This is a genomic window from Erythrobacter sp. LQ02-29 (assembly GCF_022576075.2).
Lineage (GTDB): Bacteria > Pseudomonadota > Alphaproteobacteria > Sphingomonadales > Sphingomonadaceae > Alteriqipengyuania.
Genome location: NZ_JANCNT010000001.1, coordinates 827,735 through 840,624, shown reverse-complemented (window position 1 = coordinate 840,624; position 12,890 = coordinate 827,735). Strand labels below are relative to the sequence as shown.

General features: G+C 65.6%; 12 protein-coding genes and 1 tRNA gene. 3 read left to right on the top strand and 10 right to left on the bottom strand.

Annotated features, from left to right (window positions below):
* The first annotated feature begins 99 nt into the window (after nucleotides 1–99).
* Both MKP08_RS04190 and msrB read left to right on the top strand, forming a co-directional pair.
* Nucleotides 100–1,434, top strand: coding sequence for a cytochrome P450 (locus MKP08_RS04190; protein ID WP_241555015.1), 1,335 nt, complete (start codon nucleotides 100–102; stop codon nucleotides 1,432–1,434).
* Nucleotides 1,435–1,507: 73 nt separating this feature from the next.
* Nucleotides 1,508–1,999, top strand: coding sequence for a peptide-methionine (R)-S-oxide reductase MsrB (gene msrB / locus MKP08_RS04185; RefSeq protein WP_241555014.1), 492 nt, complete (start codon nucleotides 1,508–1,510; stop codon nucleotides 1,997–1,999).
* Between the two features lie 25 nt (nucleotides 2,000–2,024).
* On the opposite strand, the gene MKP08_RS04180 is transcribed toward msrB, so the two are convergent.
* From MKP08_RS04180 to MKP08_RS04165, 4 genes are all read right to left on the bottom strand, one after another.
* Nucleotides 2,025–2,438, bottom strand: coding sequence for a PilZ domain-containing protein (locus MKP08_RS04180; RefSeq protein ID WP_241555013.1), 414 nt, complete (start codon nucleotides 2,436–2,438; stop codon nucleotides 2,025–2,027).
* Nucleotides 2,439–2,733: 295 nt separating this feature from the next.
* A tRNA-Leu gene (locus MKP08_RS04175) sits at nucleotides 2,734–2,818 on the bottom strand.
* Nucleotides 2,819–2,908: 90 nt separating this feature from the next.
* Nucleotides 2,909–3,193 (bottom strand): integration host factor subunit beta, encoded by a 285-nt coding sequence (locus MKP08_RS04170; RefSeq protein ID WP_241555012.1) that lies wholly within the window; start codon nucleotides 3,191–3,193, stop codon nucleotides 2,909–2,911.
* Between the two features lie 151 nt (nucleotides 3,194–3,344).
* Complete coding sequence (locus MKP08_RS04165; protein ID WP_215229303.1) at nucleotides 3,345–3,701, bottom strand: GntR family transcriptional regulator; 357 nt, start codon at nucleotides 3,699–3,701, stop codon at nucleotides 3,345–3,347.
* A gap of 173 nt (nucleotides 3,702–3,874) precedes the next feature.
* On the opposite strand from MKP08_RS04165, the gene MKP08_RS04160 reads away from it, so the two are divergent.
* Nucleotides 3,875–5,542 (top strand): peptide MFS transporter, encoded by a 1,668-nt coding sequence (locus MKP08_RS04160; RefSeq protein ID WP_241555011.1) that lies wholly within the window; start codon nucleotides 3,875–3,877, stop codon nucleotides 5,540–5,542.
* 481 nt (nucleotides 5,543–6,023) lie between these two features.
* Here MKP08_RS04160 and dxs read toward each other — a convergent pair whose 3' ends face one another.
* The 6 genes from dxs to MKP08_RS04130 all read right to left on the bottom strand — a co-directional run bounded on the left by dxs (nucleotide 6,024) and on the right by MKP08_RS04130 (nucleotide 12,888).
* Entirely contained in the window at nucleotides 6,024–7,946 is a 1,923-nt protein-coding gene (dxs, locus tag MKP08_RS04155) for a 1-deoxy-D-xylulose-5-phosphate synthase (protein WP_241555010.1), read from the bottom strand.
* A 78-nt stretch (nucleotides 7,947–8,024) separates the two neighbouring features.
* Nucleotides 8,025–8,486 (bottom strand): Fur family transcriptional regulator, encoded by a 462-nt coding sequence (locus MKP08_RS04150; protein WP_241555009.1) that lies wholly within the window; start codon nucleotides 8,484–8,486, stop codon nucleotides 8,025–8,027.
* Nucleotides 8,487–8,527: 41 nt separating this feature from the next.
* The gene (msrA, locus tag MKP08_RS04145) at nucleotides 8,528–9,214 is read right to left on the bottom strand and encodes a peptide-methionine (S)-S-oxide reductase MsrA (protein WP_241555008.1); all 687 of its coding nucleotides are present in this window, start codon (nucleotides 9,212–9,214) and stop codon (nucleotides 8,528–8,530) included.
* Nucleotides 9,211–9,360 (bottom strand): hypothetical protein, encoded by a 150-nt coding sequence (locus tag MKP08_RS04140; RefSeq protein ID WP_241555007.1) that lies wholly within the window; start codon nucleotides 9,358–9,360, stop codon nucleotides 9,211–9,213. Before MKP08_RS04140 ends, msrA begins: the two co-directional genes overlap by 4 nt.
* Before the next feature lie 97 nt (nucleotides 9,361–9,457).
* Complete coding sequence (gene purH, locus MKP08_RS04135) at nucleotides 9,458–11,047, bottom strand: bifunctional phosphoribosylaminoimidazolecarboxamide formyltransferase/IMP cyclohydrolase (protein WP_241555006.1); 1,590 nt, start codon at nucleotides 11,045–11,047, stop codon at nucleotides 9,458–9,460.
* 8 nt (nucleotides 11,048–11,055) lie between these two features.
* The gene (locus MKP08_RS04130; protein WP_241555531.1) at nucleotides 11,056–12,888 is read right to left on the bottom strand and encodes a heparinase II/III family protein; all 1,833 of its coding nucleotides are present in this window, start codon (nucleotides 12,886–12,888) and stop codon (nucleotides 11,056–11,058) included.
* Nucleotides 12,889–12,890 lie beyond the last annotated feature (2 nt).

Below are 12,890 nucleotides of genomic sequence, written 5' to 3'. Positions count from 1 at the left end.
ATGGCAACGGGCATATTGACATCGATGTAAGCGAGCGCAGGATACCCTCCGTCGAGAGGGCGGCCGGTTCATGAGTCGCCCCCGCCCAGGAGAGTGATCATGGCCACGCAGGCCCAGCCCGCGCAGCAGTTCCGCAGCGCCCCCATCGCACACGAGGCGCTGCGCGCCCATATCGCCGAACATCCCGAGGATGCGCTGCGTCACCCGCACCCCTGGGATACCAGCCGCAGCGACATCTATGTCGAGAACCGCTGGCAACCGATCTTCGCCGAGATGCGCGCCGCGGGGCCGGTGCACTATATTCCCGAGAGCCCCTATGGCCCCTATTGGAGCGTCGTTTCGCACAAGGCGATCCAGCACACCGAGGCGCTGCCCGAACTGTTCTCCTCCAGCTGGGAGCATGGGGGGATCACCATCCTCAACCCGATGAGCGACGAGACGCTGGCGGCCGAGGGACGCGAGCGGTTCGAACTGCCCATGTTCATCGCGATGGACCGGCCCAAGCATACCGGCCAGCGCCGGACGGTCGCGCCCGCCTTCACCCCGGCGGAAATGAAGCGGCTGGAGCACGACGTCCGAACTCGCACCGGGCAACTGCTCGACCGGTTGCCGCACGGCGAGACGTTCGACTGGGTGTCCGAGGTTTCTATTCCCCTCACCACCGGCATGCTGGCGATCCTGTTCGGCTTTCCGTGGGAGGACCGGCACCTGCTGACCTTCTGGTCCGACTGGGCGGGCGATACCGAGATCGCCACGGTGCGCGCGTTGGACGATCAGCGGATGGACATCCTGCGGGAAATGGGGGCCTATTTTGGCCAGTTGTGGGTCGAGCGGATGCAGGCCGAACCCACGCCCGACCTCATTTCGATGATGATCCATTCGGAGGCCATGAACCAGATGGATCCTCAGGAATTCATGGGCAATCTGGTGCTGCTCATCGTCGGCGGCAACGATACCACGCGCAACACGATGAGCGGCATCGTCCACGAACTGGACCGGTTCCCCGACCAGCGCGCGCTGTTCGAAAGCGACGCGGCGACCATCCCCAACGCGGTGCAGGAATGCATCCGCTACCAGACCCCGCTCAAGCACATGCGCCGGACGTGCACGCAGGACACCGAGCTGTTCGGGCAGAATATCGCAGCGGGCGACAAGGTGCTGCTGTGGTACAATTCGGCCAATCGCGACGAGGATGTGTTCGAGAACGCCGATGCCCTCGACATCACGCGGGAGAATGCGCGGCGGCATCTTTCCTTCGGCTACGGCATCCACCGCTGCGTCGGCGCGCGGCTCGCGGAGCTTCAGCTGCGGGTGCTGATGGAGGAAATGCACGCCCGGCGCATGCGGGTAAGCGTCGCGGGCGAAGTCGAGCGGGTCCGCGCGAATTTCGTCGAGGGCTTCCGCCGGCTGGAGGTCGAGATCACGCGGTTCTGACAGCTTAGCCGCGCCAAGCATTGGTTCAGGAAGGCTGTGCCATTCTCCCACCATGACCGCAGGACCATCGACCATGATTAGCCACGCCGACCGCCGCACACTCCTGTCCTGGCTGGGCCTCGGTGCCTCCGCCGGGGTTCTCGCCGCCTGCGGCGGTTCTGAGGCCCGCGCCCAGAGCTTTCCCGTCTCGATGAGCGAAGCGCAATGGCGCAAAAAGCTGTCCGCACGAGAATTCGACGTGTTGCGGGAGGAGGCGACCGAGCGGCCCTATTCCTCACCCCTGCTGAAGGAAAAGCGCGCCGGCACCTTCGTGTGCGCCGGATGCGACAACCCGGTCTATTCGTCGAAGACCAAATACGACAGCGGCACCGGCTGGCCCAGTTTCTGGGCGGCGAAGTCGGGTTCGGTGGGAACCCGCACCGACCGCAAGCTGGGCTACGCCCGCACCGAAGTCCATTGTGCGCGCTGCGGCGGGCATCTCGGCCATGTCTTCACCGATGGGCCCAAGCCCACCGGCAAGCGGCACTGCATCAACGGCGTCGCGCTGGATTTCCGCGCGGGCTGAACCCGCGCAGCGAGCGAAAACGCGGTCAGGATTCGACGGAAAGCGCCGCCAGCAGGCAGGCGAATTCGCGCAGTTCGAAGGTCTCCTCCAGCACCAAGCCGTAGCGCCCCTGCTTGTGCCAGAGAACCTTGGCATGGCGTTGCCCGATCCCGTCGATATGGATCCGGATCAGCTGGTAGCGCGCAAGACCGTAATCGCATTCGATGCATGCGCCCTGCTGGGAAATATTATGCAGCCGGGCCGGCACGTCGTGTCCGTCGACAGTCAGTATCATCGGGCGTGGCAGGCACAGGCGCGGTTTGCGCCTGGGGTGCGAAGGGTCGGGCTGAAGCACGCGTTCGACATCGATCGGAGACGCGAACTCGTAGCCGGCGCTCGATTCGGTGGCCCAGCGGCGCTCCATCTCGACCACCATGTCCTCGCGGAGTTCCATCGCCATCCTGCACGCTTCCGGTACTGGATGGAAAAACTGGATCTTCGCGCCGTTGGCTGAAATATCGCGAATCAGGCCCAGATACTCGGCTTCGCGACAAATCAGCCGTGCCGGGCGGAGCATCAATTGGAAGCGCGGCGCGGCGCGCTGCTGTTCGCCCTCGCCTGCTTCCGTCGCGATTGCCTGTCGGTCTGGCGCCAACATGCCCAAAACTGCCCCTGCGTTTATTGGTGGTCTGTCAGGGGATAAAGGCGCGGCGTTAACACTTCTTTACCGATACCGGCCGGTGCGAGAGCAAAAGTGGTGCGGGTGGCGGGACTCGAACCCGCACGATCAAGGATCAGGGGATTTTAAGTCCCCGGCGTCTACCATTCCGCCACACCCGCAGAGCAGAAATCGCGCCTAGACCGGGAAGAGGGGGATTGGGAAGAGGCTGGCGCGTTCGGGGAATTACCAGGCAGGGCAAACGAAGGCGTTCAGCCGTTTTCGTTCAACGCCTCGCGCATTTCCTTGCCTGCCTTGAAATAGGGAACGCGCTTCGCCGGAACCTCGACCGCTTCGCCGGTGCGCGGATTGCGACCGGTGCGTGCATCGCGTTCCCGCGTCGAAAACGCGCCAAAGCCCCGCAATTCCACCCGTCCGCCTTCGGCCAGCCGGCCGGCGATTTCGTCGAAGAAAATCTCCACGACCTGCTCGATCTCTTCCGGACGCAGTTCGGGATTATCCTTACCCAGGGCCTGGAGGAGTTCGGAACGGATCATCGACGACCTTTCGGTACGGTTGGACAGCGATGCGCGGTGCAGGAATACGATGCCGGCCCCGCAGCCTGGACAATGCGCGTTTTCGTGGCAGAAATACGCCTGCAAGGCAATGGCACGAGCGTTTCGGCCGCTTTGGCCATTCCTGCCTGTCCTATTCGGAGACGATAGCGGGGAACAGACGCTCGGGATCGATCTCGAGCCGTTCTATCCGCGCGCGGATTTCCGGCCAGTCCACCTCGAGGAAGGTTTCCCGCTCGGTCCGCCGCAGCTTCTCCGCCGCGCCGGCGGCGACGAACATGCCGACACCGCGCTGGACCTCGACCAGCCCGTCCGCCTGAAACTGCTGATAGGCCTTGGCGACGGTCAGCGGATTGGCACCCTGTTCGGCGGCAAAGGCGCGCACGCTGGGCAGCATGTCGCCCGCTCGATACCGCCCCTCGATGATCGCGGCGGCAATCAGATCGCGCAGGCGCAGATAGACGGGGCGGGACACGGCGGCGGGCGGCATAGTGCTGTAGTGCCATAATACAGCGGGGCGGGTCAAGCCGATCGATGCCCCGGAATGGCGCGCCAAACCCTCCGTTCACCCCGGTTTCATGCGTAACTTGCTCTTCACACGAGAGACAAAGCCGCTAGGGTGCGCGCTTTGCTTTTGATTACGACGCAGGTGGAGGGGTTCGGATGAAGGATATGGCGCTCTGGAACGAGGCCGACTGGATCGCCGCGATCGGCTCTGTCGCGCTGATCGTGTTCCTGGCGATCGGTGCCTATGCGGTGTTGCGCAAGGAACCGGAATTCGTCGGCCACCCCAAGGGCCTGTTCGTCCTCTTCTTCGCCGAGATGTGGGAGCGTTTCTCCTATTACGGCATGCGCGCGCTGCTGACGCTCTATCTCGTCAAGCACTGGCTTTATTCCGACGGGCAGGCGACGATCATCTACGGGGCCTATACCAGCCTCGTCTATATCACCCCCGTGCTCGGCGGGTGGCTCGCAGACCGCTATCTGGGCCAGCGCAAGGCGGTGCTGTTCGGCGCGGTGCTGCTGACATTCGGCCACTTCTTCATGGCGTTCGAAGGCGATGCCGGCGCGGGTTATCAGAACAACCCGGCGATCAACATCTTCTGGCTCGCGCTCGCCTTCATCATCGTCGGCTCGGGCTTCCTGAAGGCCAACATCTCGGTGATCGTGGGTCAGCTCTATCCGCGTACCGATATCCGCCGCGACGGTGCCTACACGATCTTCTACATGGGCATCAATGTGGGCGCCGCGATCGGAACGATCATCGCCGGCTATCTGGGCGAGACGATCGGCTGGTCCTACGGCTTCGGCGCAGCGGGTGTCGGCATGCTGCTCGGTCTCGTCGTGTTCGTGCTCGGCAAGCCGCTGCTCATGGGCCAGGGCGAACCGCCGGTGCCTTCGCGCTTGAAGGAGAAGGTCGCAGGTATAAACCGCGAATGGTTCCTCTACCTGACCGGCTTCGTCGGCGTGGCGGTGATCTGGGCCCTGATCCAGTTCCAGGACGCGGTCGGCTGGATCCTGCTGGCGTCGGGCGCGCTCCTGCTGCTGTATGTGCTTCGGGAAGCTTTCAAGCTCGACCACCATTCGCGCGACCGCGTGTTCGCGATGATCTTCTTCATCCTGCTGATGCCGGTGTTCTGGGGCCTGTTCGAACAGGCGGGCGGTTCGGTGAACCTGTTTACCGATCGCTATGTCGATCGACAGGGTGTGCCGACATCCCTGTTCCAGTCGATCAACCCGATATACATCATCCTGCTCGGCCCGGTTTTCGCCGCGCTGTGGCAATGGCTGGGCAAGCGCGGGTGGGAGCCTGCGACGCCGGCCAAGATGGGCCTTGGCATTATGCAGATGGGCCTTGCCTTCGTGGTGCTGGTGCTGGGTGCGAACGCCGCCGGTTCCGCGCTGGTCCCGGTTCTCTTCATCTTCCTGTTCTACCTGCTGTCGACCACCGGCGAACTGAGCCTCAGCCCGGTCGGCCTGTCGGCGATGAACCGGCTTTCGGTGCGCCACATGGCCAGCCTGATGATGGCGGCCTTCTTCTTCGGCACCGCGGGCGGCAACTACGTCGCGGGCTTCCTCGGCTCCATCATGGGCGAGGGCGAAGGCGGCGAGATCACGCGTGAAGGCGCGCTGGGTCTCTACTGGACCATGGGCCTCACCGCGATCGGGATCGGCGCGGTGGTGGTGTTGCTCAATCCGCTCGTGAAGAGGCTGATGCATCTCGACACGCTCAAGGATGACGATGTCGGCGACGATCTGGAGGGTCAGGCCGGCGCGGGCATGGAAAACCAAGAAGGCGGACTGCATCCGACGACACGTCCGCAGGGCTGACGATTGAATTGAGGGGGGCGCGCACCGCACGGTTCACGCCCCATCTTCGCGGGGGCGGCGGCGACGTTACCTCGTCCAGGATGGTGTGCCCATCTATCTGGCAAGCGATATATCCGGCATGAATTCGCAACGTCTCGGTCTCGTGTCGAAGGCCCATTGTGCCGACATCCCGGCCAGCGAGCACAATGTCGTGATGATCGACCGGCACATGTCTATTCCACTGGCAGGATAACCGCGGCTGCGGAGGTTTTCAGCAACATCGCTCGATCGCCCCGCCCGGCCATCCTGGTCGGACGGATCAGTCGTGTCGCATTGGATCGAACGCCATGGCCGCGCAGCTGCGCGATAGCTCTTTGTCGGGGAGTATCCGGATCACGAGATACCGAAAGGTAAGTAGCCGGCCTTCCAGCCTTCTTCCGGCGAGTCTTGTATCGCCGCCGGTCCCGCGCCTTCTGCCCAACGCCGGCGATCAGCAGACCGATCAGGCCCGCGCTTCCTCCACCCCTGCGCTGTTGTGGCGCAGCGCCTTCAGCACCGTCTCGACAATGTCGGGCGCGTTGAGCCCGGCCTCGTCGTACTGCTTCTCGGGCGCGTCCTGGTCCTGGAAGATATCGGGCAGTCGCATGGTGCGGATCTTCAGGCCGGCATCCAGCAGCCCAGCGTCGCTGGCGTAGGTCAGGACATGCGCGCCCAGGCCGCCGATCGCGGCTTCCTCGATCGTCACCACGACCTCGTGGCTGCGCATGATCTTCTCGATCAGCGCGGTATCGAGCGGCTTGGCGAAACGCATGTCGGCGATGGTGGTCGACAGCCCCTTCGCCTCCAGCTGATCGGCCGCCTTGTGCGCTTCCGCCAGACGGGTGCCGAGCGACAGGATCGCGACCTTCGTCCCCTCGCGCACGATCCGGCCCTTGCCGATTTCCAGCAGTTCGGGCGTTTCGGGCATCGCCACCCCGGTGCCGCTGCCGCGCGGATAGCGCAGCGCGATCGGGCCGCTGTCGTGCTCCGCCGCAGTATAGGTCATGTGGACCAGTTCCGCCTCGTCCGCCGCCGCCATCACCACGAAATTTGGCAGGGTGGCCAGATAGGTCACGTCGAAGCTCCCTGCATGGGTCGCGCCGTCCGCCCCGACCAGCCCGGCGCGGTCGATCGCGAAGCGGACCGGCAGGTTCTGGATCGCGACGTCGTGCACGACCTGGTCGTAGGCGCGCTGGAGGAAGGTCGAATAGATTGCAGCGAAGGGCCGCATGCCCTGCGCCGCGAGCCCGGCGGCGAAGGTTACGCCATGCTGCTCCGCGATGCCGACGTCGAAGGCGCGGGTCGGATGCGCCTGCGCGAACCTGTCCACCCCGGTGCCGCTGGGCATGGCGGCGGTGATCGCGCAGATGCGGTCGTCCGTCTCGGCAAGCTTGGCCAGCGTTTCCCCGAACACGTTCTGGTAGTTCGGCGGGCCGCCCTTCGACTTCTTCTGCTCGCCGGTGACGACGTCGAACTTGGCGACGCCGTGATACTTGTCGGCGCTGTTCTCCGCCGGGGCGTAGCCCTTGCCCTTCTTGGTCACGACATGGACCAGGATCGGACCCTGCCCGCTATCGCGCACATTTTCGAGCACCGGGATCAGGTGATCGAGATTATGCCCGTCGATCGGGCCGACGTAATAGAAGCCCAGCTCTTCGAACAAGGTGCCCCCGGTCGCCATGCCGCGAGCATATTCCTCGGCCTTTTCCAGCCCCTGATGAACCTTGCGGCTGAACTTGCGCGCGACCTTGCTGGCGAGGGTGCGCAGGCCGAGATACTCGCTTGAGGAGACCATCCGGGCGAGATAGGCTGAAAGGCCGCCCACCGGCGGGGCGATCGACATGTCGTTGTCGTTCAGGATCACGATCAGGCGATTGCCCGCCGCTTCCGCGTTGTTCATCGCCTCGTAGGCCATGCCTGCGCTCATCGCGCCGTCGCCGATCACCGCGATCCCCCGGCCCGGGCGGTCGTTCAGCTTGTTGGCGATGGCGAAGCCGAGCGCGGCCGAGATCGAGGTGCTGGAATGCGCCGCGCCGAACGGATCGTATTCGCTTTCGGTCCGCTTGGTGAAGCCCGACAACCCGCCGCCCTGGCGCAGCGTGCGGATGCGGTCGCGCCGTCCGGTCAGGATTTTGTGCGGGTAGGCCTGATGGCCCACGTCCCAGATCAGCTTGTCCTCCGGCGTGTCGAACACGTAGTGGAGCGCAACGCTCAGCTCGACCACGCCGAGCCCGGAGCCGAGGTGGCCGCCGGTGCTGCCGACGGCGGAAATCATTTCCTCGCGCAGTTCGTCGGAAAGTTGCCGCAACTGGCTCGCCTCGAGCTTGCGCAAATCCTTGGGAGTGTCGACGGTATCGAGCAGCGGGGTATCGGGTCTGGAACTCATAACCCGCAGGCTTACACCGCGATTTGCAGGCTGTCGATTCGCGAGAGGGCGAGCAATATATTGCTCAGGCGCGCGAACTCAGGCGCAGGCGCTGCACAACCCGCGCAACTCCACGACGGGACGGACATCGCTGAACCCGTGGTCCCGCCCCGCCTGGCGAAGCGACTTCGTCAGGCGGTCGTCGTCGAAATGGGTCGCCGCGCCGCAATCGTCGCAGATCAGGAACACGCAATCGTGGCGGCACCCCGGATGGGTGTTCACCAGGAACGCGTTCGCGCTCTCGATCCGGTTGGCGAGATTGTTGCGAACGAAGATGTCGAGAATGCGATAGACACTGTTGGGCGCGACCCGGCTACCGCGGCGCGCGCTCAGATTGTCGGCAATGTCGTAAGCGCTGGCGGGGCGATCGTGCCGGGCCAGTTCCTCGAACACCTCGCTGCGCATGCCGGTCCAGCGTTCGCCGTGATCCTCGAGCGTCCTTCGCGCCGCCGCGATCAGATCGGCGCCTTCGTGTTCGTGGTGCTTGTGTGCGCTAGCCATGGGGATGGATATAAGCCTTTGCGCGGGTCCGCGCCACCGGCTCAATTGCGCTGGAAACTGCGGGAGTAGAACTGCGGGTAGTATTTCGACAGCGCGGCGACCTTGGGCGCATCCCAGCGCCGGATATAGGGATGATTCGGGTTCTTCGCGGCGAAATCCTGATGATGCGCGTCGGCGGGATAAAAGGCCTGACCGCGTTCGATCGTCGCCACGATGGGACGACCCCAGCTGTTGCCGCCCTTCATCTGAGCCAGATACGCCTTCGCCACCCGGTTCTGCTCCGCGCTAAGGGGCACGATCGCGGTGCGGTATTGCGTGCCGACATCCGGACCCTGCCGGTTCTTCTGCGTCGGATCGGCACCCACCGAGAAGAAGATGCGCATCAGCTGATCGTAGCGCACGACCTTGGGGTCATAGGTGATCTTGACGGCTTCCGCATGGCCAGTCCGCCCGGTGGAAACCGTGGCGTAGTTAGCGGTCTTCTCAGTACCGCCATGATAGCCGCTAACGGCGCTTTTCACGCCCTTCACGTGGCTGAAGACGGCCTCGATACCCCAGAAGCAGCCACCGGCGAAGATAGCGGTTTTGAGCCCTCCACTCTCGTGCGCCTCCGCCTTTGCGGCAGGCGCGTGGACGAATTCTTCCGCAGCGAAGGCAGGCTGCTGGCACGCGGCCAGCGCCAGCCCGAGGCCCCCGGCCAGCGCGAGAAGCGGACGGCGTGCTTTCATCGGACGATCGCCTGAGCCACCGGCGCGATAGCGGCGGGCGCCGCGACCGCGAGCGCATCGGGGCCCGCGCTGATGCCGACCATCGCGGTGCCGATCAGGAAACCGATGGCGAGCGAGCGAAAGAGATCCGATTTGATGAATTTCATGATATCACGTCCTTGCTTGCAACCTATCTGTGCATGCGCGAGCGTTTCTCAAGGCTGAATAGGTATTCGGGCGCGCCGAAATGTTGGCCTGATGCGGTCAGTGCCGGAAGTGGCGCATCCCGGTAAAGACCATCGCCAGTCCGGCTTCGTCCGCCGCCGCGATCACTTTATCGTCGCGGATTGAGCCACCGGGCTGGATCACGGCGGTGGCACCGGCCTCCGCCGCCGCCAGCAGACCGTCGGCGAAGGGGAAGAAGGCGTCGGAGGCAACCGCGCTGCCGACCGTGCGCGGCCTATCCCAGCCGTATTTCTCCGCTGCCTCGGCCGCCTTCATCGCGGCGATCCGGCTCGAATCGCGGCGGTTCATCTGCCCCGCGCCGATCCCGGCGGTGGCACCGTCTTTCGCATAGACGATGGCATTGGATTTGACGTGTCGCGCGACCGTCCAGGCGAACAGGCAATCCTTCAGCTCCCGCTCGCTCGGCTCGCGCTTCGTCACCGTTTTCAGCGCCGCCGCGTCGATCGCGGCATTGTCGCGGTCCTGCACCAGGATGCCGCCGGCGATGATCGCCAGCGTCTGCCCCGGGCGGCGCGGGTCGGGCAGGTCGCCGGTGACAAGCAAGCGCAAGTTCTTCTTCTTCGCGAAGGCAGCGCGGGCCGCCTCGTCCGCCGCCGGGGCGACGACGACCTCGGTAAAGATCTCGCAGATCGCCTCGGCCGTCGGCCCGTCGAGCGGAACGTTCGTCGCGACAATGCCGCCAAAGGCCGAGACGCTGTCGCAGGCCAGCGCATCTTGCCACGCATCCAGCAACGTGCCGCGCTGTGCCACGCCGCACGGATTGGCGTGCTTCACGATCACCACCGCCGGATCCTGGCCACGGAATTCCGCCGCCAGCTCCAGCGCGGCATTGGCATCATTGTAATTGTTGTAGCTGAGCGCCTTGCCCTGAACTTTTTCCGCCTGCGGCAATCCGCGCACATGGGGCCCGCCGGGCAGGTAGAGCGCCGCTTCCTGATGCGGGTTCTCGCCATAGCGCAGCGAACCCGAGAGCACGCGCGTCATGCTGACCTGCCGGGGGAATTTCTCGCCCTGATCGGCAAAGGCGAACCATTGCGAGATCATCGAATCGTAGGAGGCGGTAGCTGAGAACGCCTTGGCCGCCATCTCGCGGCGGAAGGACAGGGAGGTGGCGCCATCGCCCTCGCCCAATTCCGCGACCAGCGTGTCGTAATCGGCAGGATCGGTTACGATAGTGACGAATTGGTGATTTTTCGCTGCCGAGCGAACCATGCTGGGCCCGCCGATATCGATGTTCTCGATGATCTCGGGCCGGTCCGCTCCCTTCGCGACCGTCTGGGCGAAGGGATAGAGATTGACGACGACGAGATCGATCGGCCAGATCGCGTGCTCTTCCATCGCCGCCGCATGCGCCGGGTCGTCGCGCACTGCGAGCAGCCCGCCATGCACCATCGGGTGCAGCGTCTTGACCCGGCCATCCATCATTTCGGGAAAGCCCGTCAGGTCGGAAACGTCGCGCACGTCCAGGCCCGCATCGCGCAGCGTCTTCGCCGTGCCGCCGGTGGAAACGAGTTCGACGCCGCGTTCCGCCAGTGCGCGGCCCAGCTCGACGAGGCCGCTCTTGTCGGACACGGACAGCAGCGCCCGCGTGATCTTCGGTTCGGCCATGGCCGTATTCATCCCATCTGTTTGAGCAGCCAGGAGAAACTTCCCCCGCTGCGTGAGGTCATTCCCTGAATGACAAGCTGCTGGATCGGTTGCGGGCGTCCTTGCCCGTCGACCCAGATACTTTCGTCGATGGCGAGTTCGCCATCGCATTCGTGGCCCAGCCGGAACTGCCAGTGCTGACCGCCGGGCAACAGCATCGTCGCCCCTCGGCCATCCTCACCCAGGCGCAGCTCGACCCCGCGTCCGCAGTGGAAGCGGATGGCGAAGGCGATCTTGCCGCGCTTCCCGCGCTTGCCCTGCGGCGTCAGGATATCTTCGCCCAGCAGCTCGGTTCCGTCGTCCCGCAGCACCAGGATACGCCGGTGGAGCAAGCCGTAGCGCGAGGCGTAACCGTCATGCGTCGCGTCCAGCCGCGTCGCGGTCCCGCGCCCGGTCTCGATCTGGCGGCGGTCGATCTCGACCTCCTTCACGCCCATCCCGATCTGCCCCTTGAGCAGGACGGCGGTGGAATTCGATTCGTCCAGCACCAGCGTCGAGTGGGCGGCCGTTCCGCGCAGCCCCTGTTCGATCCGCACCGGCACCTGCCCACCGGCCGTTGCTGCGCCGCCGCAATTGACGATCAGCCGCTCCCCGCGTGACGAGAACTCGAACGCGAGGGTAGAGGCGCAGCCGGCGCGGGCATGGCGCGGCAGCGGCGGCGGCGCGGCGTCGAAATGGAGCACGGCGTCGCGAGTGGCGACGCGTTGGTAACCCCAGTGCCGCACGTCCTTCAGCGGCCGGGTCCGCACCCCGCTCGCGGCGACCAGCGCGGCGACGCGTTCGGTCGGCACCGCATTGGCTCCCTGCCAGCTGCCCAGCCCGCCTTCCCCGTGCAGCAGCGAAAGCAGCGGCGGCACCAGCAGTGCCTTCATCGCGGTCAGCGCCTGCGGCGGATCGCGATCGAGGGCGGCATAGCATGCCACCAGATCGACCAGCAGCGCGATCGCCTCCATCTGGGCGATGGGGCTGCGCGACAGCACCCCGCCATCCTCTGCGGTCAGCTCGCCCAGCGCGCGGGCGAGCCCGCTTTCCCCGAATATCCGGCGCGGCTTTCCGCCGGGCAGCAGCAGCCCTGCGGCGACGATGCCGACCCATCCCGCGACCTCGCCGAGCCGGTCCTGCGCCTGGCCGACATGGCGGTCGAGCCAGCGCGCGCCGTCCTCGATCGCGGTCAGGGTGCGACCGCGCAACGGTTCGCTTCCCATGATGAGCGGGGCATGGACCAGCCACGCCAGCAGGCGGTGGCCGACCAGTTCGACTTCCCACGCGCGCCCCTTGCCCGGGCGCGGATTGGCATCGAGCCATGCGGCGTGGATTCGGTTGGCGACCGGTGCGGCCTGATCGCGAGTGGTGCAGCCCGCGAGGTCGCGCAGCCAGGCGTAACCGTGCACGACCCGCTCGAACGGCGCGGTAAGGCGGGTGTTGGAGGCGAAGTCCATCTGCCCGATCGGGGCCTTCACTCCGTGGACGAGGAAGTGCCCGGCGCGCAGGGCCACGCCCGCTGCACGATCGCCCGACAGCGGGCTGTCGACCGTGGCGAGAATGCGCATGCTCTCCGTCCGGCCCATCGGCAGGGTCAGCGCGCTGGCAGGCACGCCGAGCCGGTAGGCGAACTGGATCAGCCGCTCCACCGCACCCAGCGCAGGGGGGGCGAGATCGGTGGCGACCAGCGCCCGCGACGGCTCCAGCACGCGCTCGGCCAGCAGATGGGTGGTGGGCGCAGGATCGTCGCCGAGCGGCAGGGCCGACTGTTCCTCGCGAGGGCGATCGCGCGACACGTCCGCGTGGCGCGGGGCGGTCATCG

What these genes read in the sequence shown, in the direction of transcription:
- MKP08_RS04140 (WP_241555007.1), bottom strand. Translation starts at nt 9,360, where the DNA reads ATGAAATTCATCAAATCGGATCTCTTTCGCTCGCTCGCCATCGGTTTC.
- MKP08_RS04130 (WP_241555531.1), bottom strand. Translation starts at nt 12,888, where the DNA reads ATGACCGCCCCGCGCCACGCGGACGTGTCGCGCGATCGCCCTCGCGAG.
- MKP08_RS04150 (WP_241555009.1), bottom strand. Translation starts at nt 8,486, where the DNA reads ATGGCTAGCGCACACAAGCACCACGAACACGAAGGCGCCGATCTGATC.
- MKP08_RS04160 (WP_241555011.1), top strand. Translation starts at nt 3,875, where the DNA reads ATGAAGGATATGGCGCTCTGGAACGAGGCCGACTGGATCGCCGCGATC.
- MKP08_RS04190 (WP_241555015.1), top strand. Translation starts at nt 100, where the DNA reads ATGGCCACGCAGGCCCAGCCCGCGCAGCAGTTCCGCAGCGCCCCCATC.
- dxs (WP_241555010.1), bottom strand. Translation starts at nt 7,946, where the DNA reads ATGAGTTCCAGACCCGATACCCCGCTGCTCGATACCGTCGACACTCCC.
- MKP08_RS04170 (WP_241555012.1), bottom strand. Translation starts at nt 3,193, where the DNA reads ATGATCCGTTCCGAACTCCTCCAGGCCCTGGGTAAGGATAATCCCGAA.
- MKP08_RS04165 (WP_215229303.1), bottom strand. Translation starts at nt 3,701, where the DNA reads ATGCCGCCCGCCGCCGTGTCCCGCCCCGTCTATCTGCGCCTGCGCGAT.
- msrA (WP_241555008.1), bottom strand. Translation starts at nt 9,214, where the DNA reads ATGAAAGCACGCCGTCCGCTTCTCGCGCTGGCCGGGGGCCTCGGGCTG.
- purH (WP_241555006.1), bottom strand. Translation starts at nt 11,047, where the DNA reads ATGGCCGAACCGAAGATCACGCGGGCGCTGCTGTCCGTGTCCGACAAG.
- msrB (WP_241555014.1), top strand. Translation starts at nt 1,508, where the DNA reads ATGATTAGCCACGCCGACCGCCGCACACTCCTGTCCTGGCTGGGCCTC.
- MKP08_RS04180 (WP_241555013.1), bottom strand. Translation starts at nt 2,438, where the DNA reads ATGGCGATGGAACTCCGCGAGGACATGGTGGTCGAGATGGAGCGCCGC.